The organism is Micromonospora sp. NPDC005237 (assembly GCF_040607775.1).
GTDB lineage: Bacteria > Actinomycetota > Actinomycetes > Mycobacteriales > Micromonosporaceae > Micromonospora.
Map to the genome: position 1 here is coordinate 728,243 of NZ_JBEXHJ010000001.1, position 24,795 is coordinate 753,037.

At 72.5% G+C, this 24,795-nt stretch carries 26 protein-coding genes and 1 pseudogene; 22 read left to right on the forward strand and 5 right to left on the reverse strand.

Annotated elements, in window-relative coordinates; genetic code table 11:
- Window positions 1-15: 15 nt before the first annotated feature.
- The 8 genes from ABZT87_RS03520 (at window position 16) to ABZT87_RS03555 (ending at window position 9,414) form a co-directional block, all read left to right on the forward strand.
- Window positions 16-1,428 carry an ammonium transporter gene (locus ABZT87_RS03520; protein WP_354856412.1) on the forward strand — a complete coding sequence of 471 codons (1,413 nt, stop codon included), beginning with the start codon at window positions 16-18 and terminating at the stop codon, window positions 1,426-1,428.
- A 25-nt stretch (window positions 1,429-1,453) separates the two neighbouring features.
- Window positions 1,454-1,792, forward strand: a complete 339-nt coding sequence (locus ABZT87_RS03525; protein ID WP_007456507.1) for a P-II family nitrogen regulator — start codon at window positions 1,454-1,456, stop codon at window positions 1,790-1,792.
- 16 nt (window positions 1,793-1,808) lie between these two features.
- Window positions 1,809-4,085 carry a [protein-PII] uridylyltransferase gene (locus tag ABZT87_RS03530; protein WP_355133357.1) on the forward strand — a complete coding sequence of 759 codons (2,277 nt, stop codon included), beginning with the start codon at window positions 1,809-1,811 and terminating at the stop codon, window positions 4,083-4,085.
- Between the two features lie 84 nt (window positions 4,086-4,169).
- On the forward strand, window positions 4,170-5,336 hold the full coding sequence (locus ABZT87_RS03535) for a sensor histidine kinase (protein WP_355133359.1): 1,167 nt from the start codon (window positions 4,170-4,172) through the stop codon (window positions 5,334-5,336).
- Entirely contained in the window at window positions 5,333-5,989 is a 657-nt protein-coding gene (locus ABZT87_RS03540; protein WP_355133361.1) for a response regulator transcription factor, read from the forward strand. Before ABZT87_RS03535 ends, ABZT87_RS03540 begins: the two co-directional genes overlap by 4 nt.
- Before the next feature lie 126 nt (window positions 5,990-6,115).
- A complete protein-coding gene (ffh, locus tag ABZT87_RS03545) occupies window positions 6,116-7,669 on the forward strand; it encodes a signal recognition particle protein (protein ID WP_354856405.1) in 1,554 nt (517 codons plus the stop codon).
- A gap of 68 nt (window positions 7,670-7,737) precedes the next feature.
- Window positions 7,738-8,316: a Uma2 family endonuclease gene (locus ABZT87_RS03550; RefSeq protein WP_354856403.1), complete on the forward strand. Its 579-nt coding sequence runs from the start codon at window positions 7,738-7,740 to the stop codon at window positions 8,314-8,316.
- 18 nt (window positions 8,317-8,334) lie between these two features.
- Window positions 8,335-9,414 carry an amidohydrolase family protein gene (locus tag ABZT87_RS03555; RefSeq protein ID WP_355133363.1) on the forward strand — a complete coding sequence of 360 codons (1,080 nt, stop codon included), beginning with the start codon at window positions 8,335-8,337 and terminating at the stop codon, window positions 9,412-9,414.
- A 439-nt stretch (window positions 9,415-9,853) separates the two neighbouring features.
- Here ABZT87_RS03555 and ABZT87_RS03560 read toward each other — a convergent pair whose 3' ends face one another.
- The gene (locus ABZT87_RS03560; RefSeq protein WP_355133365.1) at window positions 9,854-10,459 is read right to left on the reverse strand and encodes a TetR family transcriptional regulator; all 606 of its coding nucleotides are present in this window, start codon (window positions 10,457-10,459) and stop codon (window positions 9,854-9,856) included.
- Between the two features lie 255 nt (window positions 10,460-10,714).
- On the opposite strand from ABZT87_RS03560, the gene proS reads away from it, so the two are divergent.
- The 12 genes from proS to ABZT87_RS03620 all read left to right on the forward strand — a co-directional run bounded on the left by proS (window position 10,715) and on the right by ABZT87_RS03620 (window position 18,943).
- Window positions 10,715-12,121 (forward strand): proline--tRNA ligase, encoded by a 1,407-nt coding sequence (gene proS / locus ABZT87_RS03565; RefSeq protein ID WP_355133367.1) that lies wholly within the window; start codon window positions 10,715-10,717, stop codon window positions 12,119-12,121.
- 1 nt (window position 12,122) lies between these two features.
- Window positions 12,123-12,779, forward strand: a complete 657-nt coding sequence (locus tag ABZT87_RS03570; protein WP_355133369.1) for a DUF402 domain-containing protein — start codon at window positions 12,123-12,125, stop codon at window positions 12,777-12,779.
- A 230-nt stretch (window positions 12,780-13,009) separates the two neighbouring features.
- Window positions 13,010-13,525: a 30S ribosomal protein S16 gene (gene rpsP / locus ABZT87_RS03575; RefSeq protein ID WP_355133371.1), complete on the forward strand. Its 516-nt coding sequence runs from the start codon at window positions 13,010-13,012 to the stop codon at window positions 13,523-13,525.
- 1 nt (window position 13,526) lies between these two features.
- The gene (locus tag ABZT87_RS03580; RefSeq protein WP_013284588.1) at window positions 13,527-13,760 is read left to right on the forward strand and encodes an RNA-binding protein; all 234 of its coding nucleotides are present in this window, start codon (window positions 13,527-13,529) and stop codon (window positions 13,758-13,760) included.
- On the forward strand, window positions 13,760-14,314 hold the full coding sequence (gene rimM, locus ABZT87_RS03585; protein ID WP_354856392.1) for a ribosome maturation factor RimM: 555 nt from the start codon (window positions 13,760-13,762) through the stop codon (window positions 14,312-14,314). The genes ABZT87_RS03580 and rimM overlap by 1 nt, the downstream gene beginning before the upstream one ends.
- A gap of 9 nt (window positions 14,315-14,323) precedes the next feature.
- Window positions 14,324-15,097 carry a tRNA (guanosine(37)-N1)-methyltransferase TrmD gene (trmD, locus tag ABZT87_RS03590; RefSeq protein WP_355067856.1) on the forward strand — a complete coding sequence of 258 codons (774 nt, stop codon included), beginning with the start codon at window positions 14,324-14,326 and terminating at the stop codon, window positions 15,095-15,097.
- A gap of 143 nt (window positions 15,098-15,240) precedes the next feature.
- Window positions 15,241-15,597, forward strand: coding sequence for a 50S ribosomal protein L19 (rplS, locus tag ABZT87_RS03595; protein ID WP_355133373.1), 357 nt, complete (start codon window positions 15,241-15,243; stop codon window positions 15,595-15,597).
- Window positions 15,598-15,778: 181 nt separating this feature from the next.
- Window positions 15,779-16,648 (forward strand): signal peptidase I, encoded by an 870-nt coding sequence (lepB, locus tag ABZT87_RS03600; RefSeq protein ID WP_355133375.1) that lies wholly within the window; start codon window positions 15,779-15,781, stop codon window positions 16,646-16,648.
- Window positions 16,649-16,658: 10 nt separating this feature from the next.
- The gene (gene lepB / locus ABZT87_RS03605) at window positions 16,659-17,294 is read left to right on the forward strand and encodes a signal peptidase I (RefSeq protein WP_354856385.1); all 636 of its coding nucleotides are present in this window, start codon (window positions 16,659-16,661) and stop codon (window positions 17,292-17,294) included.
- 49 nt (window positions 17,295-17,343) lie between these two features.
- Window positions 17,344-17,817 (forward strand): NUDIX domain-containing protein, encoded by a 474-nt coding sequence (locus tag ABZT87_RS03610; protein WP_354856384.1) that lies wholly within the window; start codon window positions 17,344-17,346, stop codon window positions 17,815-17,817.
- Window positions 17,811-18,623: a ribonuclease HII gene (locus tag ABZT87_RS03615; RefSeq protein ID WP_355133377.1), complete on the forward strand. Its 813-nt coding sequence runs from the start codon at window positions 17,811-17,813 to the stop codon at window positions 18,621-18,623. The genes ABZT87_RS03610 and ABZT87_RS03615 overlap by 7 nt, the downstream gene beginning before the upstream one ends.
- A complete protein-coding gene (locus ABZT87_RS03620; RefSeq protein ID WP_007075222.1) occupies window positions 18,620-18,943 on the forward strand; it encodes a DUF2469 domain-containing protein in 324 nt (107 codons plus the stop codon). Before ABZT87_RS03615 ends, ABZT87_RS03620 begins: the two co-directional genes overlap by 4 nt.
- A 54-nt stretch (window positions 18,944-18,997) precedes the next feature.
- Here the strand turns inward: ABZT87_RS03620 and ABZT87_RS03625 are convergent, their stop codons facing one another.
- Window positions 18,998-20,125 (reverse strand): sulfite oxidase, encoded by a 1,128-nt coding sequence (locus ABZT87_RS03625; RefSeq protein WP_355133379.1) that lies wholly within the window; start codon window positions 20,123-20,125, stop codon window positions 18,998-19,000.
- 226 nt (window positions 20,126-20,351) lie between these two features.
- Here ABZT87_RS03625 and ABZT87_RS03630 point away from each other — a divergent pair.
- Window positions 20,352-20,936 (forward strand): annotated as a pseudogene (locus tag ABZT87_RS03630) (peptidoglycan DD-metalloendopeptidase family protein); the annotation flags it as partial.
- Window positions 20,937-20,971: 35 nt separating this feature from the next.
- On the opposite strand, the gene ABZT87_RS03635 reads toward ABZT87_RS03630, so the two are convergent.
- The 3 genes from ABZT87_RS03635 to ABZT87_RS03645 form a co-directional block, all read right to left on the reverse strand.
- Window positions 20,972-22,153, reverse strand: a complete 1,182-nt coding sequence (locus ABZT87_RS03635; protein ID WP_355133381.1) for an aminotransferase class V-fold PLP-dependent enzyme — start codon at window positions 22,151-22,153, stop codon at window positions 20,972-20,974.
- Between the two features lie 44 nt (window positions 22,154-22,197).
- Window positions 22,198-23,205, reverse strand: a complete 1,008-nt coding sequence (locus tag ABZT87_RS03640; RefSeq protein WP_355133690.1) for a tyrosine recombinase XerC — start codon at window positions 23,203-23,205, stop codon at window positions 22,198-22,200.
- Between the two features lie 690 nt (window positions 23,206-23,895).
- The gene (locus ABZT87_RS03645; protein ID WP_355133383.1) at window positions 23,896-24,102 is read right to left on the reverse strand and encodes a DNA-binding protein; all 207 of its coding nucleotides are present in this window, start codon (window positions 24,100-24,102) and stop codon (window positions 23,896-23,898) included.
- Window positions 24,103-24,412: 310 nt separating this feature from the next.
- Here ABZT87_RS03645 and ABZT87_RS03650 point away from each other — a divergent pair, with 310 nt between their 5' ends.
- Window positions 24,413-24,700 carry a flavin reductase gene (locus tag ABZT87_RS03650; protein ID WP_354856377.1) on the forward strand — a complete coding sequence of 96 codons (288 nt, stop codon included), beginning with the start codon at window positions 24,413-24,415 and terminating at the stop codon, window positions 24,698-24,700.
- The last annotated feature ends 95 nt before the right edge of the window (window positions 24,701-24,795 follow it).

Below are 24,795 nucleotides of genomic sequence, written 5' to 3' on the forward strand. Positions count from 1 at the left end.
CTTTAGGAGGCCAGCGTGCCTGAAGCACCGACGATCGACGGCGCCAATACCACGTGGCTGCTGGTTTCGACCGCGCTCGTGCTGCTCATGACCCCCGGACTGGCGCTGTTCTACGGCGGCCTCAACCGGGCCAAGGGCGTACTCAACATGATGATGATGAGCTTCTCGGCCATCGGGCTCATCTCTGTTCTGTGGTGGTTCTACGGCTTCAGCGTCGCCTTCGGGACCGACGTGAACGGCTTCTGGGGTGACCCGGGCGCGTACCTCGGCACCAAGACGTTCCTCGCCGAGACCGACCTGTGGGGCGCCACGGCGGAGAACCCCAGCGGCATCGGGATTCCGCTCTACGTGTTCATGGCGTTCCAGATGGTCTTCGCGGTGATCACCGTCGCGCTGATCAGCGGCGCCATCGCCGACCGGGCCAAGTTCGCCGGCTGGCTGCTGTTCGCCTTCGGCTGGGCCACCCTGGTCTACTTCCCGGTCGCCCACATGGTGTGGGGCGGCGGCATCATCGGCGCTGACATCCACGCACTGGACTTCGCCGGTGGCACCGCGGTGCACATCAACGCCGGTGCGGCGGCCCTGGCCGTGGCGCTGGTGCTCGGCAAGCGGCTCGGCTGGCCCCGCGAGGGCATGAAGCCGCACAACATCCCGCTGGTCGCGCTCGGCGCCGGTCTGCTGTGGTTCGGGTGGTTCGGGTTCAACGCCGGCTCGGAACTGACCGTCGACTCGGTCGCCGGTCTCGCTTTCATCAACACCCAGCTCGCCACCGCGGCCGCGGTGCTCGGCTGGATCGCGGTCGAGTGGGTCAAGGACCGCAAGCCGACCATGGTCGGCGCGTCGTCCGGCGCGGTCGCCGGCCTGGTCGCGATCACCCCGGCCTGTGGTTTCATCGCACCCTGGGCGTCCGTCCTGCTCGGCATCGTCGCCGGGGTCGTGTGCGCGCTCGCGGTAAGCCTCAAGTACCGGCTCGGCTACGACGACTCCCTCGACGTGGTCGGCGTGCACTTCGTCGGTGGCTGGATCGGCTCGCTCTGGCTCGGCCTGTTCGCCACCAACTCGGTCAACGCCGCGATCAGCGACGTGGTGGGCGCCTCCGACGGCCTGTTCTACGGCGGCGGCGCGACCCAGCTCGGTCGGCAGGCCCTCGCCGGCCTGATCGTCACCGCCTGGTCGTTCGGCATCGCCTGGGTGCTCGCCTTCGTCATCGAGAAGACGATCGGCTTCCGCGTCCAGGGTGAGGCCGAGGTCGAGGGCATCGACATCGCCGAGCACGCCGAGAGCAGCTACGACCTGTCCCCGGCCGGCGGCGGCACGGGCAGCGCGTTCGCGATGGCCGGCATCGGCACCCCTGGTGGCGGAGCGCCGAGCGGTGCCACGCCGGAGGCGGAGTCCACCGAGCCGGTCAGCGCCAAGGTCGCCGGTTAACGTTCCTGGGATGGAGGGGTTGGACATGAAGCTGGTGACCGCGGTCATCAAGCCGTACCAGCTGGACGCGGTGAAGGAGGCTCTGCACGCCCTGGGCGTGGCCGGGCTGACCGTCAGCGAGGTTCAGGGGTACGGACGGCAGAAGGGGCACACCGAGGTCTACCGGGGTGCCGAGTACACGGTCGAGTTCCTGCCCAAGATCCGGGTCGAGGTGCTCACCGACGAGATCGACGTGGAAAAGATCGTGGACGCCATCGTCGGCGCCGCCCGCACGGGCAAGATCGGCGACGGCAAGGTGTGGGTCACCGGTGTCGAGGAGGTCGTCCGGGTGCGTACCGGCGAGCGCGGCCTCGACGCCCTCTGATCCGGGCCACGACGACATGACCTCGTTGATCAAGAAGAACGCGTCAGGGCACGCCGGTGACGGCGACGCGAACCTCTTGATCAACGAGGTCGTCGGCGTACCTGGGGGGATCGGGGAGGCCGCCCGCCGGGCCCGGGCGGCCGCGTACGACGAGTTTCTGCGCGGGTTGCTGCCGGCGCGCGACGGGGTCGCCCTGATAGCCGTCGGGGGGTTGGGGCGGCGGCAGTGTGCCCCCTACGGCGACCTCGACCTGGTGCTGCTGCACGCCGGGGTGCCCGGCACGGACGAGTTGGCGGCCTCGGTCTGGTACCCGATCTGGGACGCCGGCCTGCGCCTGGACCACTCGGTGCGGACCGTCTCCGAGGCCCTCTCGGTGGCCCAGGACGACGTCAAGGTCGCCCTCGGGCTGCTCGACGCGCGCCTGGTGGTCGGCGACCAGGCGCTCGCCGACGCCCTGATCCGCACCGCCGCCGATCACTGGCGGCGTACCGCCGTCCGCCATCTGCCGGGCCTGCGGGAGGTCACCGTCGCCCGCTGGCAGGCGCACGGCGAGCTGGCCTTCCTCCTCGAAGGCGACCTGAAGGAGGCCGCCGGCGGGCTACGCGACGTCGGGCTGCTGCGCGCCATCTCCGCAGCCGGGATCACCGACGCGCTGCGCCCCGCCGTCCGCGCCGCCCACCTGCGCCTGCTGGACACCCGCGACGCCCTGCACCAGCAGGTCGGTCGCCGGGTCGACCGGCTGGTCGCTCAGGAACGCGAGGGCGTCGCCGCGCTGCTCGGGGTGGAGGACGGCGACGCCCTCCTGCGTCGGGTGGCCGGGGACGCACGCACGGTCAGCCACGCCCTCGACGACGCCTTCCGCGCCGCCGACCGGCTGCGCTCCGGCCGCTCCCGGAGCGGGAACGGCGGTCCCGTCCGCCGGCCCGTGGCCCGGGACGTGGTCGAGCACGACGGGGAGCTGGTGCTGGCCCGGACGGCGATCGGCGCGCGCCCCGACCCGAGCCTGTCGCTGCGGGTGGCCGCCGCCGCGGCCACGACCCGGCTGCCGATCGCGCGGGCCACCTGCGAGTGGCTGGCGGCGTACTGCCCCCCGCTGCCCGCGCCCTGGCCGGCCGAGGCCCGGGCCGCGCTGACCACGCTGCTGGGCGCCGGTCCCGGCCTGGTGCCGGCCTGGGAGACCTGCGACCGGTACGGGCTGGTGGACGGCTGGCTGCCCGAGTGGACCAGACTGCGCAGCCTGCCCCAGCACAACCCGGTGCACCGCTACACCCTGGACCGGCACCTCGTGCAGGCCGCCCACGAGGCCAGCCGGCACGCCCGCGAGGTGGACCGCCCCGACCTGCTGCTGCTCGGCGCCCTGCTGCACGACATCGGCAAGGGCCTGCCCGGTGACCACAGCACCGTCGGCGTGCCGCTCGCCGAGACGGTGGCGACCCGGGTCGGGCTGCCCGGCCCGGAGGTCGAGCTGATCGGCACGCTGGTCCGGCTGCACCTGCTCCTGCCCGACGTGGCCACCCGCCGGGACCTCGCCGACCCGGTCACCATCGCGTCGGTCGCCGAGGCGGTGGGGGACACCGGCACACTCGACCTGCTGCACGCGCTGGTCCGTGCGGACGCCGCGGCCACCGGCCCGGCCGCCTGGTCGGACTGGAAGGGACGACTGGTCGCCGAGCTGGTCGCCCGCGTCCGTACCGCCCTGGACACCGGCGTGCTGCCCGAGCCACCCGCGCCCGATCCGGCGCTGCTGGCCGGGCCGCTGCCGGTCGTCCATCTCACCGGGGACCGGGTGGCGGTGGCCGCCGCCGACCGGCGGGGACTGCTCGCCACGGTGGCCGGCTGCCTGGCCCTGCACCGCCTGGAGGTGCTCTCCGCGGACGCCTCCGTGGTCGATGGCCGGGCCCTTGTCGAGTGCCGGGTGCAACCCCGCTACGGCCTGCCGGCCGACCCGGTCCCGCTGCGCGCCGACCTCCGTCGCGCGGTCGCCGGCGACGTGTCCGTCACCCAACGGCTGCGCGGCCGTGCGCTCGCCGCCCGGGGCAGCGGTGCCGCTCCCCGGGTCGTCTGGCACCGCGAGGCCGCCACCGACGCCGTGCTGCTCGAACTTCGCGCCGCCGACGCCGCCGGGCTGCTCTACCGGGTCGCCTGCGCGCTCGACGAGGCGGGAGCCCTGGTCCGCGCCGCGCGCATCTCCACCCTCGGCGCCGACGTGGTCGACGCCTTCTACCTGGTGGGTGGCTGGCCGGACGACGCCACCCGGGCCCGCCTGGAGGCCGCCGTCCTCGCCGCCGTCTGAGTGGGTGGGTACGTCCCGGGGCGTAGCGGCGGTGCCGCTCGTGGACGCACGTCAGGGGGCGTCGGCGCGGGCAGAATGACGGCCATGCGATGGAACGGGCGGCGGGCGTGGCCGGGCGCGGTGGGTGACGCCGTGCTCGCCCTGGCGCTGCTCGGGTTCGGGCAGCTCGCCACCGGGCTCGCGGGGGTCAACCAGCCGGGGTCGACGCCGGTGGACGGGTTCTGCCGGGTGCTCATGGCGGTCGCCGCGCTGGCCCTGGTCGGCCGCCGCTACGCCCCGGTGAGCACCCTCGTCGTGGTCACCGTGGCCACCACGACGTACCTGGTGCTCGGCTATCCGTACGGGCCGATTCTGCTCACCTTCCTGATCGCGGTGTACACCGTGGCCGTGCGGCTGCCGGTGCGCCCGGCGGCACTCGCCACCGCCGGCGCGTTCGTGGTGCTGCTGGCGCACGTCTTCTGGTCCCGGGGGCCGGCGCCGGGCTGGGCCGGAGTGCTCCCCGCGTCGGCCTGGGCGGTCGTACCCTTCGCTGCGGGCGTGGTCGTGCGGGTCAACCGCGAGGCCGCCGCCCGCAGCCGCGCCGAGCAGGCCCGCGATCGTGTCGAGCAGGCCCGGCGGCAGGCCGACGAGGAGCGGCTGCGCATCGCTCAGGAGGTGCACGACGTGGTGGGGCACGGGCTGGCCGCGATCAGCATGCAGGCGGAGATCGCCCTCCATCTGCTGCCGAAACGGCCGGAGCAGGCGGAGGTCGCGCTGACCGCGATCGGTCGCACCAGTCGGGAGGCGCTGGACGAACTCCGGGTCACGCTGGGCGCGGTGCGCCGGGGCGCGGAGCGCGAACCGGTGCCGGGACTGGCCCGGCTCCCGGCGCTGTGCGAACGGTTGGCCGGTGCCGGTCTCGCCGTCGACCTGCGCCGTGACGGCGACCCTCGGGAGTTGCCGGCGGCGGTGGACCTGGCCGCGTACCGGGTGGTGCAGGAGGCGCTGACCAACGTGCTGCGGCACGCCGGGGTGACCAGCGCGGAGGTGACCGTCGGCTACCGGGCCGACGAGGTGACCGTCGAGGTCACCGACCGGGGCGTCGGCGCCGCCGCCGGCCCGTTCGACGCGGCCGACGGCCAGACCGGAGGGCACGGTCTGGCCGGTATGCGGGAGCGGGTGGCCGCGCTGGGCGGGCGGCTGACCATCGGACCGCGCCCGGACGGCGGATTCCGCGTCTGGGCCCGGCTGCCCGTGGAGCCGCCCTCGTGATCCGGGTGCTGATCGCCGACGACCAGGATCTGGTCCGCCTTGGGCTGCGCGCGCTGGTGGAGAGCGAGGACGACCTGGCGCTCGCCGGCGAGGCGGCCGACGGGCTGCGGGCGGTGGAGCTGGCCCGCCAGGTTCGGCCGGACGTGGTGCTGATGGACATCCGGATGCCCGGCATCGACGGGATCGAGGCGACCCGCCGGATCGTCGCCGACCCCGAGCTGACCGGCACGCGGGTGGTGGTGCTCACCACCTTCGAGCTGGACGAGTACGTCTTCGACGCGCTGCGGCACGGCGCGAGCGGGTTCCTCACCAAGGACACCCGGCCGCCGGAGCTGCTGCGCGCCATCCGGCTGGTCGCCGAGGGAGAGGCGCTGCTGTCCCCGTCGGTGACCCGGCGGGTGGTGCGGGAGTTCGCCACCCGGCCGTCGAGGGCACCCCGTCCGCACCCGCGGCTGGACACCCTCACCGACCGGGAGCGCCAGGTCGTCGGCCTGGTCGGTGAGGGACTGAACAACGAGGAGATCGCCGGTCGGTTGGTGGTCAGCCCGGCGACCGCTCGGACCCACGTCAGCCGGGCGATGGGCAAGCTGGGAGCCCGGGACCGGGCCCAGCTCGTCGTCTTCGCGTACCAGTCGGGTCTGGTGTCGGGGTGAGGCCCGGGAAGCGGGCCGGGCCGGGCGGAAGCAACCCCGCGGCTGGGCGGTTATCCTAGCGGTGGCCGGACTCCGCAGTGCCGGCCGCGTTGTGCCCGCCGGAACACTGACAAACGGGATGTTCGTGTGTTTGACACCTTGAGTGACCGCCTGTCCGGGATCTTCACCAAGCTCCGCGGCAAGGGGCGGCTCACCGACGCCGACATCGACGCCACCGCGCGCGAGATCCGCCTCGCGCTGCTGGAGGCGGACGTCGCGCTGCCGGTGGTCAAGGGCTTCATCGCGGCCGTCAAGGAGCGCGCCCGCAGCGCCGAGGTCTCCCAGGCGCTCAACCCGGCCCAGCAGATCATCAAGATCGTCAACGAAGAGCTGATCAAGGTGCTCGGCGGCGAGGGCCGGCGGCTCCAGTTCGCCAAGCAGCCGCCCACGGTGATCATGCTGGCCGGCCTCCAGGGCTCCGGTAAGACCACCCTCGCCGGCAAGCTGGCCCGCTGGCTCAAGGCCCAGGGGCACCAGCCGCTGCTGGTCGCCGCCGACCTCCAGCGCCCCAACGCCGTCGGGCAGCTCCAGGTGCTCGGTGGCCGGGCCGGCGTCGAGGTGTACGCCCCGGAGCCCGGCAACGGCACCGGTGACCCGGTGCAGGTGGCCCGCGCCTCGATCGAGCACGCGAAGCGCGCGGCCCGCGACATCGTCATCGTCGACACCGCCGGCCGCCTCGGCATCGACGCCGAGATGATGCAGCAGGCCGCCGACATCCGCGACGCCGTCTCGCCGGACGAGGTCATCTTCGTCATCGACGCGATGGTCGGTCAGGACGCCGTCCGCACCGCCGAGGCGTTCCGCGACGGCGTCGGCATCACCGGCGTGGTGCTCTCCAAGCTCGACGGCGACGCCCGTGGTGGCGCCGCGCTCTCCGTGCGCGAGGTGACCGGGCAGCCGATCCTGTTCGCGTCCACCGGCGAGAAGCTGGAGGACTTCGACGTCTTCCACCCTGACCGGATGGCCAGCCGGATCCTCGGCATGGGCGACGTCCTCACTCTGATCGAGCAGGCCGAGCAGGCCTTCGACTCGGATCAGAAGGAGAAGATGACCGCCAAGCTGATGGGCGGCGAGCAGTTCACCCTGGACGACTTCCTCGACCAGCTCATCGCGGTGCGGCGGATGGGTCCGATCGCCAACGTGCTGGCCATGATGCCGGGCATGGGGCAGATGAAGGACCAGCTCGCCGAGCTGGACGACAGTCACTTCGACCGGGTCACCGCGATCATCCGGTCGATGACCCCGGGTGAGCGGACCAACCCGAAGATCATCAACGGTTCCCGCCGGGCGCGCATCGCCAACGGCTCCGGGGTCACCGTGATGGACGTCAACCAGCTGCTCAACCGCTTCGCCGACGCGCAGAAGATGATGAAGCAGATGGGCGGCATGATGGGCCTGCCCGGCGGTGGCCGGCGCAAGGCGACGAAGTCCCCGAAGAACAAGCGCAAGGGCACCAAGGGTGGCGGTCGTCCGCGTACGGGCGCCGGCATGCCGGCCGGCTTCCCGGGTGGCATGCCGCAGCTCCCGCCGGGGATGGACCCGAACGACCTCGCGGGTGGCCAGGGCCTGCCGCCCGGCTTCAAGCTCCCGAAGATCGACTTCAACAAGCTCGGCAAGGGTGGCGACAAGGGCCCGCGCTGACGCGTGTCGGTGACGGCGGGCGACGTTTCCGGCGCTTAGGGTGACGTCGCCCCTTGGAAGGAGATGTCATGACCGCTGCCCCGATCCTGCCCGAACGGCACGAGTGGACGGTCGACGACCTCGGTGATCTGCCGAAGGACCTTCCGTACGAACTGATCAACGGAAGGTTGATCGTGCCGTCCCCCACGCCGCTGCACCAGTTCATCTGCGGTCGAGTCATGTTCGCCCTGGAACTCGCCTGCCCGGACGACTTCTTCGTCAGCATGGACCAGTCGCTCTCGATCGACCGCCGCAACGAGCCACGGCCGGACGTGGTGGTCATCCGCGTCGAGCAGGCCAACAGGTCACCCGTGCCGGTGCAGGACGCTCTCCTCGCGGTCGAGGTGATCTCGCCCGATTCCACTATTCGTGATCGGCACGAGAAGGTGCGCATCTACGCCAATGCAGGCGTCGCCGCATACTGGGTGATCGACCCGTTGCGGGAGAAGGTCACCTTCACCGAACTGCTGCTCAGCCCCAAGGGCGGCTACGAGCCCAGCGTGGAGACCGATGGCCTCGTCACGATCGACCGCCCGTGGAAGGTGACACTGGACCTGCCGGCGTGGACGCGCCGCCGACAGGAGGTCCTCGAACGGGCAAAGAGGTGATCGGGTAGGACTGTGCGCATGGCTCTTCATGTGCGCGGCGTGCTGCTCCCCGACGACGAGGTCCGGGATCTCTGGCTGGTCGGCGACCGGGTGACCTTCACCCCGGTGCCCGGGGCGGAGACGGTCGTCGACGGCGGGTTCGTCCTTCCGGGGCTGGTCGACGCGCACTGCCACATCGGCATCGCCCGCGGTGGCGCCCCGATCACCTCCCTCGACCAGGCCCGCGAGTTGGCCCGCGTGGACCGGGACGCCGGTGTGCTGACGATCCGTGACGCGGGTTCGCCGTACCCGTACCCCGAACTCGACGACGAACCGGACCTGCCGCGACTGGCCCGCGCCGGCCGGCACGTCGCGCCTCCGAAGCGCTACCTGCGTGACATCGGCGTCGAGGTCGGCGCGGCCGAGGTGGCCGCGACGGTGGCCGCGCAGGCCCGAGCCGGCAACGGCTGGGTGAAGCTGGTCGGTGACTGGATCGACCGGGGCGTGGGCGATCTCGCGCCCGCCTGGGACGCCGACACCCTCACCGCCGCCGTACGGGCCGCGCACGACGCCGGGGTACGCGCCGCGGTGCACACCTTCTCTGAGTCGGCCGTCGAGATCATGGTGCGGGCCGGGGTGGACTCGGTGGAGCACGGCACCGGGCTGAGCCTCGACCTGATCGACGAGATGGCCCGCCAGGGCACCGCGCTGGTCCCCACAATGATCAACATCGCCACCTTCGGGGGCATCGCCGAGCAGGCGCGGGGCAAGTTCCCCGGCTACGCCGAGCACATGCTCGCGCTGCGCGACCGTTTCCCGGAGGTGGTGCGGGCCGCGCACGAGGCGGGCGTGCCGATCTACGTGGGCACCGACGCCGGTGGTGGCATCGACCACGGGCTGGCCGCCGAGGAGATGCTGCTGCTGCACGAGCGCGCCGGCCTGGCGCCGATCGACGTGCTCGCCGCCGCGTCCTGGGGCGCCCGCGAATGGCTCGGCTTCCCCGGCCTGGTCGAGGGCGGCCTCGCCGACCTGACCGTCTACCCCGAGGACCCCCGCCACGACCTACGCGTCGTTCGTGCTCCGTCCCGCACGATCCTGCGCGGCCGAGTCCTCCGCTGACCCCACGCCGCGCCGCGCCGGGCCGCGTCACGCTGGGCCGCGTCGGGCGGTGCCGGGCCGCGTCACGCCGTGCCGGGCGGCGTCACGCCGTGCCGGGCCGTGTGCCCCGCCCACCGCAAGATCGTGCTGGATCCAGGAAGTAGGGGCCTCGGCGTCGTGGGGATGCCACTACAACCAGGATCGAGCACGATCTTGCCGGGCGGAGAGGTCGACGAGGGAAGATCCGCGCAACTTCCCTGATGTTGCTGCCTCACGCTCGCCGGAGGCAGCAACATCACTGATGTTGTGCGGATCTTGGCGCGTGGCGCGGGGGCGTCGGGGGCGTCGGGGGTGCGTGGGCGCGACGACGCGACGACGCGAGGGTGCGGCGCGTGGAGGGGCCAGATGCGGCGCGCGACGGACGGTGCGGCGCGGGGCGCTGGGACGCGGGGTGGGAGGGTCAGCGGGACGGGCGGGTGGCGGCGGCGGTGAAGAGGTGCACGGCCAGGTCGGCCAGGGCCGTGGCGGTCTGGTCGATCGGGGAGCGGGGGAGCACGATGTGGCTCACCACCAGGCGGACGATCGTGTCGGCGGCGAAGGCCAACGCTTCCTGGTCCGCTCCCGGCAGGTGGTCGCCGGCCCACTCGATCAGCGCGCCGGACGCCTCGGTGAGGACCACCTCGGCCCGGGTGGTGAGGTACGGAAGCAGTTCGTCCGAGCCGCCCCGGGCGCTGGTGAGGATGGCCTTGACCAGCGGGTTGTCGGCCGCCGTGGCGAGGGTGTGGGCGATCGCGGCGTACGCGCCGGCCCGTACGTCGGCGCCGTGCGCGAGCAACGCCTCTCGGACGTCGCCGACGAACCGGTCCACCTCGCGCCGGGCGAGCGCCTCGGCGAGACCCGCCTTGCTGCCGAACTCGTTGTAGACGGTCTGCCGACTGACCCCCGCCGTGGTGGCCACGCCACCCATGCGGACCGCGTCCCAACCGGCGGCGATGGTCCGTGCGCGCGCGGCGTCCACGATCGTGTCCCGCAGTCGCTGGCGTGGTGAGTCGGTCGTCGCAGTCATGGTGGTCGAATTCTACGGTCCCCCCGCCGACCCGCCCAGCGCCCTCGGCGGGCCCTGTCCGGCGCGCGCCGCCGACCTGTCCGGCGTGCGCTGTCGACTCGACCGGCATTCGCCGTGGGCTCCGCTCAGCGCCTGCCCAGCGCGTGTCGCCGGACCGGCCGGTGCCGGGCCCTGCCGCCGCGCGGAGGGCACGTCGCGCGGCGCGGCGCCTCCCGGGCGCGGCGGGGCCCCGCGTGGCGCATAGGATGTGCGGTCATGGCACGCGTGCTCACTCCCCGTGCGGAGGACTTCCCCCGCTGGTACCAGGACCTGATCGCCAAGGCGAAGCTGGCCGACAACGGCCCGGTCCGCGGCACCATGGTCATCCGCCCGGCCGGCTACGCCATCTGGGAGCGGATGCAGGCCGAGATGGACGCCCGGATCAAGGCGGCCGGCGCGGAGAACGCGTACTTCCCGCTGTTCATCCCGGAGAGCTACCTGAAGCGCGAGGCCCAGCACGTCGAGGGCTTCTCGCCGGAGCTGGCGGTGGTCACCCACGGTGGCGGCAAGCAGCTCGCCGAGCCGGTGGTGGTGCGCCCCACCAGCGAGACGGTGATCGGCGAGTTCATGGCCAAGTGGATCGACTCGTACCGGGACCTGCCGCTGCTGCTCAACCAGTGGGCGAACGTGGTCCGGTGGGAGCTGCGCCCGCGGATCTTCCTGCGGACCAGCGAGTTCCTCTGGCAGGAGGGGCACACCGCGCACGCCACCCGCGAGGATGCCCGCGCCTACGCGCGGCGGATCCTGCACGAGGCGTACGAGGATCTGATGGTCAACGTGCTCGGCATTCCGGTGGTGGTGGGCCTGAAGACGGCCCGTGAGCGCTTCGCCGGGGCCACCGCCACGTACACCTGCGAAGGCATGATGGGTGACGGCAAGGCGTTGCAGTTGGGCACCAGCCACGAGCTGGGCCAGAACTTCGCCAAGGCGTTCGACATCAGCTACTCCGCCAAGGAGGGCGGTCGCGAGCACGCCTGGACGACCTCCTGGGGCACGTCGACCCGGATGCTCGGCGGGCTGATCATGGCGCACGGCGACGACAACGGCCTGCGGGTGCCGCCGAGGCTGGCGCCCATCCAGGCGTACATCATGATCGTCAAGGACGGCGAGGGCGTCGCCGAGGCGGCGGCCAAGCTGCGCGACGGCCTGCGCGACGCCGGTGTCCGGGTCGCGCTCGACGACCGGACCGACACCGCGTTCGGCCGCCGGGCCGTCGACGCCGAGCTGCGCGGCTATCCGGTACGCGTCGAGGTCGGCCCTCGCGACCTGGCCGTCGGCAACGCGACGGTGGTCCGCCGTACCGACGGGTCGAAGTCCCCGACGCCGGTGGCCGACGTGGTCGGCGCGGTGCTGGCGGCGCTGGAGGCCGATCAGCAGACGCTGCACGACCAGGCCCTCGCGCACCGCGAGTCGCGCACCGTCGAGGTGTCGACGCTTGCCGAGGCGATCGAGGCGGCGGCCACCGGCTGGGCCAAGGTGCCGTGGTCGGCGGTCGGCGTGGCCGGCGAGGCCGAGGCGAACGGCCAGGGCGTGACGGTGCGTTGTCTGCTGCGCGCCGACGGCTCGGTGCCGGACTCGGAGGACGAGCCCGACCTGGTCGCCATCCTCGCTCGCGCCTACTGAGGTGACTGTCGACCGCTTCGAGCCGGGTCGGCTGATCCTGCACCGCAACGTGCGGCGGGGGCGGATCGGGTGGGTCCGGCCGGCGCGGGTCGTCCTCGACGACGAGCGGGGGCTGCTGCTCTGGATCGCGAAGGGCTCGCCGGTGGCCCACGAGGTGAACGAGGTCGGCCTGACCATGCGAGGGCTGCCGTTCGCCGACTGGATCACGCCGACGTACCAGCTCGCACAGGTGCGCTGGAACGGACCACCGCTGCTGAAGTTCCTGCCCACCGGCGCGGCGCACTCCGTCTGGTGGTTCCGCGACGCGGCGGGCCGGTTCAGCCACTGGTACGTCAATCTGGAGGAGCCCGGCGTGCGCTGGGACGACGGGGCGGTGGCCGGCGTCGACGTGATCGACCAGGATCTCGACGTGCTGGTCGCCGCGGACCGCACCTGGCAGTGGAAGGACGAGGACGAGTTCGTCGAGCGTCTCGCCTTCGGTGAGGACTACTGGGTGACCGACGAGAAGGCGGTCCGCGCCGAGGGGGAGCGGGTGATCGCGCTCGCCGAGGCGGGTGAGTTCCCGTTCGACGGCACCTGGTGCGACTTCGCACCGCCGCCAGACTGGGACGTACTGGACGAACTTCCGCCCGGGTGGGACCGCCCACCGGTGCGGTGAGAGGTGTTCCGGGTCACCGGTGACGCGGTGTCCGGGTCCGATGCGTGCGATCGGCATCGGATCTGGCAGAATGGGTCGCTGGTATCCGGCGCGCGTTCGGCGCCCTCTAACCCGGGCGCGTTGCCAGTCCACCGAGTAGTCTCCGGCCCAACCCCACGGGTCCGGTCGGCGCTCACCCATGCACACCGCCCCGTACGGGCCGGTGAGATCGCAACAGGAGCGAAACAACTGTGGCCGTAAAGATCCGGCTCCTGCGGATGGGCAAGATCCGCAACCCGCAGTACCGCATCGTCATCGCCGACTCGCGCACCAAGCGTGACGGTCGGGCGATCGAGTTCGTCGGGGTTTACCAGCCCAAGGAAGACCCCTCGATCATCGAGGTCAAGTCGGAGCGGGTCCAGTACTGGCTGTCCGTCGGCGCCCAGCCGAGCGAGGCGGTGCAGCGGCTGCTGGAGCTGACCGGTGACTGGCAGAAGTACAAGGGCCTGCCGGCCCCGCCGCCGCTGAAGGTCAAGGCCGAGCAGGTCGACCGCAGGGCCGCGTACGAGGCTGAGGCGAAGGCCGCCGCCGGGCTGGCCCCGGAGACCCCGGCCAAGCCGGCCAAGAAGGCCGCGAAGGCCGCCGAGGCTCCGAAGGCTGAGGCGCCCGCCGAGGCCCCGCAGGCTGAGGCTCCGGCCGAGGCGCCGAAGGCCGAGGCTCCGGCCGAGGCTCCGGCTGCCACCGCCGACGCCGGTGAGCAGGCCTGACATGCCTCTGCGTCCGGCGTTGGAGCACCTGGTCAAGGGCATCGTCGATCACCCGGATGACGTCCGGGTGCGGATGGTCGATTCCCGTCGGGGCAAGCGGCTGGAAGTCCGCGTGCACCCCGAGGACCTCGGCACGGTGATCGGGCGGTCCGGCCGGACCGCCAAGGCGCTGCGCCAGGTGATCGGCTCCATCGGCGGGCGCGGCGTACGCGTCGACATCGTCGACTCGTACTGATGCAGCTCGTCGTCGGAAGGATCGGCAAGCCGCACGGCGTCCGCGGTGAGGTCACCGTGGAAGTGCGGACCGACGAGCCCGAAGCACGGTTCGCCCCCGGTGCAGTGCTGCGCACTGAGCCGGGGGCGACGCCCCCTTCAGCCGCCGATGAGCCGGGCGTGCCGTTCCGGGTTCCCGCGAAGCTGACCATCGAGGAAGCCCGCTTCCACCAGGGTCGGGTGCTGATCGCGTTCGAGGGCATCCTGGACCGCAACACCGCCGAGGCGCTGCGCGGGACGCTGCTCGTGGTGGACAGCGCCGACGTGGAGCCTCCGGAGGATCCGGAGGAGTTCCACGATCACCAGCTGGTCGGGCTGGCCGTGGTCACCCCGACCGGTGAGCAGCTGGGTGAGGTGGCCCGCATCGACCACGCGCCGTCGTCCGACCTGCTGGTGCTGCGGCGCCCCGAGGGACGTACCGCGCTGATCCCGTTCGTCCGGGCGATCGTTCCGGAGGTCGACCTGGCCGGTGGACGTGTGATCGTCGACCCGCCGGCCGGACTGCTCGATCTTTAGGACCACCCCATGCGCGTCGACGTCGTGTCGATCTTTCCGGAGTACTTCGCCCCGCTGGACCTGTCGCTGATCGGACGGGCGCGGGCCAACGGCGTACTCCAGCTCGCCGTGCACGACCTGCGGACCTGGACCCACGACGTGCACCGCACGGTCGACGACACCCCCTACGGCGGCGGCCCGGGCATGGTGATGAAGCCCGAGCCGTGGGGTGCGGCGCTGGACGCGCTCGCCCCGGCCGAGGCCCCGCCGCCCCGGCTGCTCGTGCCGTCGCCGGCCGGCGTGCCGTTCACCCAGGCCATGGCGCACGAGCTGGCCGCCGAGCCGCACCTGCTCTTCGCGTGCGGCCGGTACGAGGGGATCGACCAGCGGGTCCTGGCGCACGCCGCCACCCGGATGCCGGTCACCGAGGTGTCGCTCGGCGACTACGTCCTCTTCGGCGGCGAGGTCGCGGTGCTGGTGATCCTGGAGGCGGTCACCCGACTGCTGCCCGGGGTGCTGGGCAACGCCGGCTCGCTGGACGAGGAGTCGCACGCGCACGGGCTGCTGGAGGCCCCGATCTACACGAAGCCTCCGAGCTGGCGCGGGCACGACGTTCCGGAGGTGCTCCGCTCCGGCGACCACGGCAAGATCGCGCGCTGGCGGCGCGAGGAGGGGCTGCTGCGGACCGCGTCCCAGCGCCCGGACCTGCTGGCCGCGCTGCCGCCCGAGCGGCTCGACAAACGGGACATCGCGGCGCTGGAGCGGGCCGGATTTCGGCCACCGCCGGGGGATGTGGCAAAGTAGGGGGGTTGCCGCATCCGTCCGCGCCCGCGGGCGGCTGCGAGGATCCCCGACCGGGGTCGGCCCGCCGACCACCACCCGGGAATCAGAATCACCCACCCGCGCACCGAGTGACGGTGCGCCGTGAGCCTTACGAGGACGCAGCGATGAACATCCTGGACGCCCTTGACGCCCAGTCGAAGCGGACCGACCTTCCCGACTTCCGTGCCGGTGACACCGTCAAGGTGCACGCGCGGGTCGTCGAGGGCAACCGGTCCCGTGTCCAGATCTTCCAGGGCGTCGTGATCCGCCGCCAGGGTGACGGTCTGCGCGAGACCTTCTCGGTCCGCAAGGTCAGCTTCGGCGTCGGCGTCGAGCGGACCTACCCGCTCAACGGCCCGGGCATCGACCGGATCGAGATCGTGATCCGCGGTGACGTGCGTCGCGCCAAGCTCTACTACCTGCGCGAGCTGCGCGGCAAGAAGGCCAAGATCAAGGAGAAGCGGGAGAAGCAGCCCAGCTGACTTCCCGCTCGCCACGCCGCCTGAGCTGCACGTATGCCGTACCGACCAGACCGCACTACCCTGGTCGTACGGGCGCAGCCAGGCGGCGGCCCCGCCTTCGTGGCGGGCAGCTGTCCACTACCGCCCGTGGAGCCTCGACGAGGCTCCCGGGCGGTGGTGTTTCTGCGGACCGGGGAGTGGCGTGGTGCAGACGCTTGACGAGGACGGCACCGTCGATCCGTGGCGCCGGCGGGTGCGCCGCGGCCGCCGGCAGATGCCCCTCTGGCAGGAGCTTCCACTGCTGCTGGTGGTCGCGTTCTGCCTCGCGGTGCTGATCCGCACATTCCTGCTCCAGGCGTTCTTCATCCCGTCCGGTTCGATGGAGGACACCCTCCTGATCGGCGACCGGGTGCTGGTCAACAAGGTCGTCTACGACGTCCGTGACCCGGTGCGCGGCGAGGTGGTGGTGTTCCGGGGCACCGACCGTTGGGCGCCGCAGGTCGACGAACAGCCGCAGCCCGGGTTCGCCGGCAAGGTCGCCCGCACCGTCGGGGACCTGGTCGGGGTGAGCCGTCCCGGCGAGAAGGACTTCATCAAACGGGTGATCGGCCTGCCCGGTGACCGGGTCAAGTGCTGCGACTCCCAGGGTCGGGTCACCGTGAACGGAACCCCGCTCGACGAACCGTACGTGCTGCGCGACTCCCCGCTGGATCTGCCACCGAATCCGCAGGAGTGCCGCTCCCGACGCTTCGACGAGGTGGTCGTACCCCCGGGTCAGATCTTCGTGATGGGCGATCACCGCGAGGTCTCCCAGGACGCGCGCTGCCAGGGGCCGGTGCCGATCGACAACGTGGTCGGCCGGGCGTTCATGGTGGTCTGGCCGTCGTCGCGCTGGGCCCCGCTGTCGGTGCCCTCGACCTTCGACGACGTGGCCGCGCCGGCTGCCGCCTCCCCCGGGGCGCCCCCGGTCCGTCCGTCCCCGCAGGGCGGTGTGCTGCTGATTCTCCCGTTGATGGCCGCGCTGAGGGGTTCCCGCGCGTTCCGGACGGTGCCGTCCGGCCCGGCAACGTAGGCTCCTTGGCGTGATTGACGAGCAGACCGACAAGCCCCGCAGCTCCTTCTGGAAGGAGCTGCCGATCCTGCTGGGTGTGGCGATCCTGGTCGCGGTGCTGGTCCGCGCCTTCGTGCTGCAGACCTTCTTCATCCCCTCTCCGTCCATGGAGAACACTCTCAAGATCGATGACCGGGTGTTGGTCAACAAGCTGGTCTACGACTTCCGATCACCGCACCGCGGCGAGGTGATCGTCTTCAAGGCGCCCACCGAGTGGAGCGGCAACCCCGACGGCGAGGACTTCATCAAGCGGGTGATCGGCGTCGGTGGCGACCACGTGGTCTGCTGCGACGCACAGGAACGGCTGATGATCAACGGCAAGTCGCTCGACGAGCCGTACATCTTCTCCATCGACGGGGTCCGTGACAAGCCGGCCGACCAGGAGTTCGACATCACCGTGCCGAAGGGGCGGCTGTGGGTGATGGGCGACCACCGGTCGGCCTCGGGTGACTCGCTGGAGCACTGGCAGCAGTCCAACCAGAACATCACCGAGGCCACGATTCCCGAGGGCGAGGTGGTCGGGCGGGCGTTCACCGTCTTCTGGCCCGTCAACCGGGCCACCTGGCTGACAGTGCCCGATCAGTTCGACGGCATCGGAAAGCCGTAGAACCGGCGGGGGCATGGGCGATCGGCCGCACGTCTGGCAGGCTGGTGCGGTGACCGTCTACACCCCTCGACGCGCGGCGCGGGTGCTGCTCGTCGACGCGGCCGGCCGGGTCCTGCTGTTCCAGGGCTTCGACCCGGCCCGCCCGGAGCACCGCTACTGGTTCACTCCCGGCGGCGGGCTCGACGAGGCGGAGTCCCCGTCGACCGGCGCGGCACGGGAGTTGGCCGAGGAGACCGGGCTGCGGGTCGATCCCGCCGAGCTGGGCGAGCCCGTCTGGTCCGACACGACCGAGTTTCCGTTCGACGGCGACTGGTACCGCCAGGAGCAGGATTTCTTCCTGCTCCGGGTGCCGTCGTGGCAGGTCGACACCGTTGGCTTCAACGACGTCGAGCAGCGCAGCATCGCCGGTCACCGCTGGTGGCTGCCGGCCGAGCTGGCCGCCAGCGGCGACCGGTACTACCCGCCCGAGCTGCCCGACCTGCTGGCCCGGCTCCTGCCGCCGGCCGTCGAGGCGTCGTGCTGACCCCGCCGCGCACCGTCGTGCGCCGGGAGGCCGGCCTCTACGCGCTGGAACGGGCGCTGCAACGGCGCGGGTTCCGGCACGTGGCCGGCGCCGACGAAGCCGGCCGGGGCGCCTGCGCCGGCCCACTGGTCGCCGCCGCGGCGGTGCTGCCGGAGGGGCGACGCGGCGAGATCGACGGGCTGGCCGACTCCAAGCTGCTCACCCCGGCCAGCCGGGAGCGGGTGTACGCCGAGGTCGTGGACCGCGCCCTGGCGTACGCCGTGGTGGTCATTCCGGCCGACGAGGTCGACGCCCGGGGTCTGCACGTGTGCAACCTGGCCGCCATGCGCCGGGCGCTCGCCTCACTCACCACCCGACCGGAGTACGTGCTGACCGACGGCTTCGGCGTGGACGGCCTGGGCGTGCCGGGGCTGGCGGTGTGGAAGGGCGACCGGGTGGCCGCCTGTGTGGCGGCGGCCAGCGTGCTCGCCAAGGTCACCCGGGACCGGATCATGGTGGAGCTGGACGGGGTGTTCCCGGCGTACGGCTTCGCCGAGCACAAGGGCTACATCACCCCGGAGCACAGCGCGGCGCTGCGGGAGCACGGGCCGTGCCGGGAGCACCGCTTCTCGTACGTCAATGTCGCAGCGGTCTCCGGCCGCGACGGCCGGCCGCCGCGCGCCCGACGGCCCGTCGGCCCGGCGTCGGACGAGCCGATGGAGCGCTCCTGGGCGTCAGGGGGTACCGTCGGCGTGGCGTCGGGCGAGCAGCCTCGGCCTCCGGCGCCGGTGGGGGAAGATGTGGTCATGGAAGGCGGAGTGCGATGAGCGCGGAAGATCTCGAGAAGTACGAGACCGAGATGGAGCTGCAGCTCTACCGGGAGTACCGCGACATTGTCCGCCAGTTCTCCTACGTGGTGGAGACGGAACGCCGGTTCTACCTGGCCAACCAGGTCGACCTGCACGTGCGCAACTCCGACGGCGAGGTCTACTTCGAGGTCGAGATGCACGACGCCTGGGTGTGGGACATGTATCGTCCTGCCCGCTTCGTGAAGAACGTCCGAGTGATGACTTTCAAGGACGTCAACGTCGAAGAGCTGGAGAAGCCCGACATCTCGCTGCCCGCCGACTCCGGCTTCGGCGGCTGACGACCCTCGGCCACGCCACGGTCCCCCCATCCGTGGCGCGGCCCGCCGCGCCGGTCACTCGGCCGGCACCACGACCTCGACGCGCTGCACCAGGTTGTTGGCGAAGCCGCCACGGTTCCACGGCTGCTCGACCGGCTGGGTCCGCCCGGACGCGTCGGTCGCCCGCGCGCTGAGCACGTACCGACCCGGCGTCGCCGTCCACTCGTGCCGCCACCGCCGCCAGGCGAACTCCCCGCCCGTCGCCGGGTCCAGCTCGGCCGGCGCCCAGCTCGCCCCGCCGTCGACGCTCACCTCCACCGCGACCACCGGGGCATGCCCCGACCAGGCCCGACCGTCCAGAGTGCATGGTCCCGGCGGCAGCACCCGGCGGCGCGTCATGAAGTCGGGAAAGCCCGGCGGGCGGACCAGCGCGCGTGGCTCGATCCGGGTGACCGGCACGCCCGGGTCGTCGGCGTCGCGACGCAGCCGGTACGCCACCGCGTTCTGGTAGCCCTCGAACGGCTCCGTCCGGACCTCGATCGAGTGCAGCCACTTCACGTGCGCCATGCCGTACCAGCCCGGCACGATCAGCCGCAGCGGGGCCCCGTGCTGCGGCAGCAGGGGAGCGCCGTTCATCTCGTACGCCAGCAGCACCTCCTCGCGCAGCGCGTCGGCCACCGGCAGCGCCCGCTGGTAGTCCTGCTCGACGCCGCGCTCGACCCCGTGGTCGGCGCCGGTGAAGACCACGTCGACCGCGTCCGCGCCCAGGCCCGCCTCGCGCAGCAGCGGCGCGAGGGGGGTGCCGGTCCACTCGGCGTTGCCGACCGCCTCGACCAGCCAGGGCTGGCTCACCGGCCGGGGGTGCAGCAGAGCCCGGCCGTTGCCGGCGCACTCCATCGTGACCCGGTGGGTGACCCGGGGTCGCTCGCGCAGGTCGGCCAGCGTGACGGTCAGCGGCCGGTCGACCGCGCCGGCGAGGGTCAGCGCGTGCGCCGCCGGATCCAGCTCCGGAATGTCGTAGTGGATCAGCAGATAGTGCAGCCCGGCCGGGGTGACGTCGTACCGCAGCGCCTCCAGCGGAAGGCCGTGGTTGCGGGCGGCGAGCTGCAACTCGTCGGCACTGATCGCCTCGTCGGGCTCGGCGAGCCGCGACGGGCCGCTCACGTCGGCCGCCCTCGGCCCCCGGTCATCGACAGTGGTCATGCGATGCCTCCCCGGTGCAGACGGCGGCACCCGCCGTACGCGGCCCAGCCTAGGCCCTTCGTGGCGGCCCGGTGGTGGTGACCTGGGCCGGTTTGGGTCGGGCCGGGGACAGCGTTCACATAACAGATCATCGAGCCGTTCGGTGGTCGTCCACAGCACCTCCGGTTGTCCACAGCTTCGTCGGCCGGGCTGGCGGACGAGTCGGCCTCGGCCGGAGGCTGCCGTCATGCGACCGCCACCCGTCGATTCGATCCGCCGCACGCTGCTGCTGTGCGCCGCGCTCCCGCTCGCACTGACCGTCCAGCTCTGCGGGCTGGCGGTGCTGGTCGCGGCGGTGCCCGGCCAACCACCGACGCCGACAGTGCCGGTCGCGGCCGTGACCGACCCGCCCGCCGATTCAGCGCCCGCCGAGCGGTTCCGCTGGCCGGTCGACGGGCCACCTCGTCCGGTGCGCCGGTTCGACCCGCCGCCCCGACCGTGGCTGCCTGGCCACCGCGGCGTCGACCTGGCCGCGCCGGCCGGAGCGGTGGTCCGTAGCGCCGGGCCGGGCACCGTGCTCTTCGCCGGCCTGGTGGCCGGTCGACCGGTGGTCACCGTGGGGCACGCCGACGGGCTGCGGACCACCCACGAGCCGGTCCAACCCGTCGTACGCGTCGGCCAGGCGGTCACCGCCGGCACGCCGCTGGGCGAACTGCTGCCCGGGCATCCGGGTTGCCCGGCCGAGGCGTGCCTGCACTGGGGCCTGCGGCGGGGCGAGGAGTATCTCGACCCGTTGGCCCTGCTCGGCCTCGGCCCGGTGCGACTGCTCCCGGTGCGCCCGCCTCCGCTCGGTCGGGCGGGAGACGGTCAGCGCTGGGCGAGCAGTTCCGGCAGCCGCACGGCCAGCCGTTCGTACTCGTCGGCGGCGTTGTAGACCTGACCGGTGAGCCGCAGCCATCCGCGACCGTTCCAGCTCATCACCGCGACCTCGGCGGCGAGCCGCTCGCCGATCCGCGCCTGCAACGCCCGCGCCGCGTCGATCGTGGTGCCCGTGCCGGACGGCAGCGGAATGAGGCGTAGAGCCACCCCCGGTCCGCCGGGGTCGGGCAGATCAGCGGGGGCCACCCCCAGCGCGTCCCCCACCACCCGCTGACCGTACGCGGCGAGCGCGGCGTTGTGCGCCCGTACCCGGTCGACGCCGAGGCTGCGCAGCGTGAACAGTCCCGCCGGGGCGGCCAGCCAGGAGGTGTAGTCGAGGGTGGCCTGCCATTCGAGCCGGGCCGGGAAGCCGGCTTCCTGCTCCCACGAGACCACCAGCGGCTCGATCCGCTCCCGCCACTGTGGGGCCACCGCCAGCAGGGCGGTGCCGCGCGGGGCGTACCCCCACTTGTGCAGGTTGCCCGCCCAGAAGTCCGCGCCGATGCTGGCGACCGTGGTGGCCAGCATCCCGGGGGCGTGTGCCGCGTCCACCAGGACGGGCACGCCGCCCTCGTGGGCCACCCCGACGATGGCGGCGATCGGAAACAGCCTGGCGGTGGCGGAGGTGAGCTGGTCGACGACGAGCAGCCGCGTCCGCCCCGGGCGCAGGCCGGCCCGGATGGTCTGCACGATCTGTTCGTCGGTGGCGGCCAGCGGGATCGGCAGGACGCGGCTGACCGCGCCGGTGCGCCGGCACTCCCGCTGGATGGCCAGGCTCACCGCCCCGTACCCGTGGTCGGTGCTGAGCACCTCGTCACCGGGTTTCAGGCCCACCGACTGAAGCACCACGGCGACGCCGGTGGTGGTGTTGCCGATCAGCGCGCTGCCGTCCGGGTCGGCGCCCAGGAACCCGGCGAGGTGCCGGCGGGTGTGCTCGATCCGGTCGACGAGCCCCTGGGTGAAGAAGCGCAGCGGGTTGGCCTCCATCTCGTCGCGCAGCCGCTGCTGGGCTCGCTGCACGCCGATCGGCACCGCGCCGAACGATCCGTGGTTGAGATGGCTGACCGCCGGGTCCAGGGAGAACAGCAGGCGGGCGCCCGGGATCGGCTCGGGGGGCTGCGGGACGCTCACCCGATGATCGTAACCGTCGAGCGACCCGACCCCTCGGCCCTTGATCAGGCGCGGGGATGTGCCTGCCGGTAGGCGGCGCGCAGCCGTTCCACCGAGACGTGGGTGTAGATCTGCGTGCTGGCCAACGACGAATGGCCGAGCAGCTCCTGCACGGCGCGCAGGTCGGCCCCGCCCTCCAACAGATGGGTGGCGGCCGAGTGGCGCAGCCCGTGCGGGCTGGTCCGGGGAAGGCCGGCCGTCTCGGCGTACCCGCCGACGATCTGTCGCGCGGTCGTCGGGTTGAGCCGGCCACCGCGAGCCCCGAGCAGCAGCGCGTCGCCGGAGCGGGCACCGGTCAACAGCGGTCGGCCCCGGCGCAACCACTCGTCCAACGCCCGCTGCGCGGGCACGCCGTAGGGCACCGAGCGCTCCCGACCGCCCTTGCCGAACACCCGGATCACCCGGCGACCGTGGTCGACGTCCCCGAGGTCCAGCCCGCACGCCTCGCTGACCCGCACGCCGGTGGCGTAGAGCAGCTCCAGCAGAACCCGGTCGCGCAACAGCACCGCCTCGGCGGCGGCCGCGTCCGGCGCCGCAACCGTCATGGCTTCCGTCGTGATCGTGGCGGGTGCGGTCGTCGGCTGCCGGGCCGGTGCCTCCACCAGGGCGGCGGCCTGGTCGGCGCGCAGGACGCTGGGCAACTCCCGGTGAGCACGAGGGCTGGCCAGTGCGGCGCCCACGTCGGAGGGGAGCAGCCCGGCGCGGTGCGCCCACGCGCTGAACGCCCGCGCCGAGGCGGCCCGACGGGCCAGCGACGTACGGGCGGCGCCGGTGGTCCGTTGCCGGGCCAGCCAGCTCCGCAGCACCGACAGGTCCAGCTCGGCCACCTCCAGGCAGCCCATCCGGACGGCGTGGTCGAGCAAGGCGACCACATCGGTCACGTACGCGCGGACGGTGTGGGCCGACCGGTTGCGGACCCGGGAGAGGTGCTCGGCGAAGTCGTCGACCGCGTCCCGCAGCGCCGGCGGCAGCTCCTGGTGGGTGGCCCGGGTGCCCCGGGTGGACCGGCTCACCGCCGCCGCGCCGATGGCGGCGTTGCGATGGCTGCACCCCCACTGACAGTTGGCACGGCACCAGCGTACGGCCGAGAGCCGCGCAGCGTTCGCCACGATGGTGCCGGTGTCGCCACCACGCCCGTGCACTGGGGCAGTTCGTCTGTTTATGCGCCGCCCCTTCGGCTTGGTGGCCGGGGCGAGGGCGCAGCCGCCGTCGCGGCCACCACCATGGACGGCTCCTTCAGCAACGACAGCTTTCGCCTAGACGAATAAGTCCTAACTCAAGACGGGGCTGGGGCTGCGGCGAAGGGCGCCGGTCATCCGCTGTGGCTGCCCGTCGTGTCGATGTGCTGTTGAGCGGTATACCTCAGAGGTATGAATATGACTCTGAGGTATACCGCTTACGACCGCATCCGCCCCCACGGAGGTGACCGAGGGTCACCGCCGGCCGCCGGCTGCGCCAACCGCCGCAGCAAAGGTTAGGAATTACTTGTCTAGGCCTGAAGGTGGCGGGACGGACCTGGAGCTGGTCCGCCTGAAGCGGCAGATAGCCGGCGGCGGCGTGGAGTGGCTGATCCCCGCCGTGACGGAGCGCGGGAAGCCCGGCCGCCGCTTCGGTCCCCCGAAGGCAGGGAGACGGCCCCGGGTGCGGCTACCGCCCCGGGGCCGCTCCGTGTCTCGGGAGGGCCTCCGGACGGGCGGAAGGACCTACTCCTCGTCCCCGTCGGTCGGGCGGGGCGGGCGGTTGTGCCGGGCCCACTCGTCAACCTCGTCGGCGTCCCAAACGTTCATGCCGATCAGGCGGGCGAGGGGTTCGGGGAAGCCGGGTCTGCGGGTGATCTGTAGGACCCGCTGCCGCGACACGTTGAACAGGGCGGCCAGCTCGCCAGGCCCGTACAAGCGCGGTCGCTTCACAAGCCGAAGGTATGCACGACACGTCGTTTACGATCGTCACTTACAGATTGACAACTCGGTAGTGACTGGGGTCCCCTAGGGCGAGGCCCCCCGCCCGGTGGCGAGTTTCGCGGCGGGCGGGGGTGCCCCTCCGACCCCGACCCGGGAGGTTGACGTGGCACCAGACGACGAACTAAACCGACTAACTGAGCGGGTCCCAGCGGGCACCCGGGGTGGTCTTCGGCTCGGTGAACTCGGTCCTGAACAACGCGCACCCACCCCTGCGCCGGTTGAGCCGCTGGTCGCCGGTTCGGTACCGGGGAATCCAGCGGTGAGCGACCTTCAGCGGCACGCCCCGGTCCGACCGTTCTGGTTCTGCGCGGCGGATGCCCAGCCCTGGCCGTGTGGTCGAGCCCGCGCCGATCTGGCCGGCGAATACGCCGACGAGCCCCGGTTACTGGCGGTCGACATGGCTGATTGCTTGGGGGAGGCGACCCGGGACCTGTGCGGGCTTTACCCGGAGCCCCCGAACCCAGTCGAGATGTACGCCCGCTTCCTCGGCTGGGTCCGGCACCTCGCGATCAACCGGTTCCGCAATGCCGGCCGGTTCCCGCTATAGCGCAGTAACGCCGAGCTTTCGTTCCTCCGGTCGGGGACTCACGCATATCCGTCGGACGGCGGAGATGGCCCCCGCACGGCCGAGTATCCGCCGCC

Coding starts and splice junctions, on each gene's coding strand:
- ABZT87_RS03525 (WP_007456507.1), top strand. CDS start 1,454: ATGAAGCTGGTGACCGCGGTCATCAAGCCGTACCAGCTGGACGCGGTG.
- ABZT87_RS03530 (WP_355133357.1), top strand. CDS start 1,809: ATGACCTCGTTGATCAAGAAGAACGCGTCAGGGCACGCCGGTGACGGC.
- ABZT87_RS03535 (WP_355133359.1), top strand. CDS start 4,170: ATGCGATGGAACGGGCGGCGGGCGTGGCCGGGCGCGGTGGGTGACGCC.
- ABZT87_RS03550 (WP_354856403.1), top strand. CDS start 7,738: ATGACCGCTGCCCCGATCCTGCCCGAACGGCACGAGTGGACGGTCGAC.
- ABZT87_RS03555 (WP_355133363.1), top strand. CDS start 8,335: ATGGCTCTTCATGTGCGCGGCGTGCTGCTCCCCGACGACGAGGTCCGG.
- ABZT87_RS03560 (WP_355133365.1), bottom strand. CDS start 10,459: ATGACTGCGACGACCGACTCACCACGCCAGCGACTGCGGGACACGATC.
- proS (WP_355133367.1), top strand. CDS start 10,715: ATGGCACGCGTGCTCACTCCCCGTGCGGAGGACTTCCCCCGCTGGTAC.
- ABZT87_RS03580 (WP_013284588.1), top strand. CDS start 13,527: ATGCCTCTGCGTCCGGCGTTGGAGCACCTGGTCAAGGGCATCGTCGAT.
- rimM (WP_354856392.1), top strand. CDS start 13,760: ATGCAGCTCGTCGTCGGAAGGATCGGCAAGCCGCACGGCGTCCGCGGT.
- trmD (WP_355067856.1), top strand. CDS start 14,324: ATGCGCGTCGACGTCGTGTCGATCTTTCCGGAGTACTTCGCCCCGCTG.
- rplS (WP_355133373.1), top strand. CDS start 15,241: ATGAACATCCTGGACGCCCTTGACGCCCAGTCGAAGCGGACCGACCTT.
- ABZT87_RS03620 (WP_007075222.1), top strand. CDS start 18,620: ATGAGCGCGGAAGATCTCGAGAAGTACGAGACCGAGATGGAGCTGCAG.
- ABZT87_RS03625 (WP_355133379.1), bottom strand. CDS start 20,125: ATGACCACTGTCGATGACCGGGGGCCGAGGGCGGCCGACGTGAGCGGC.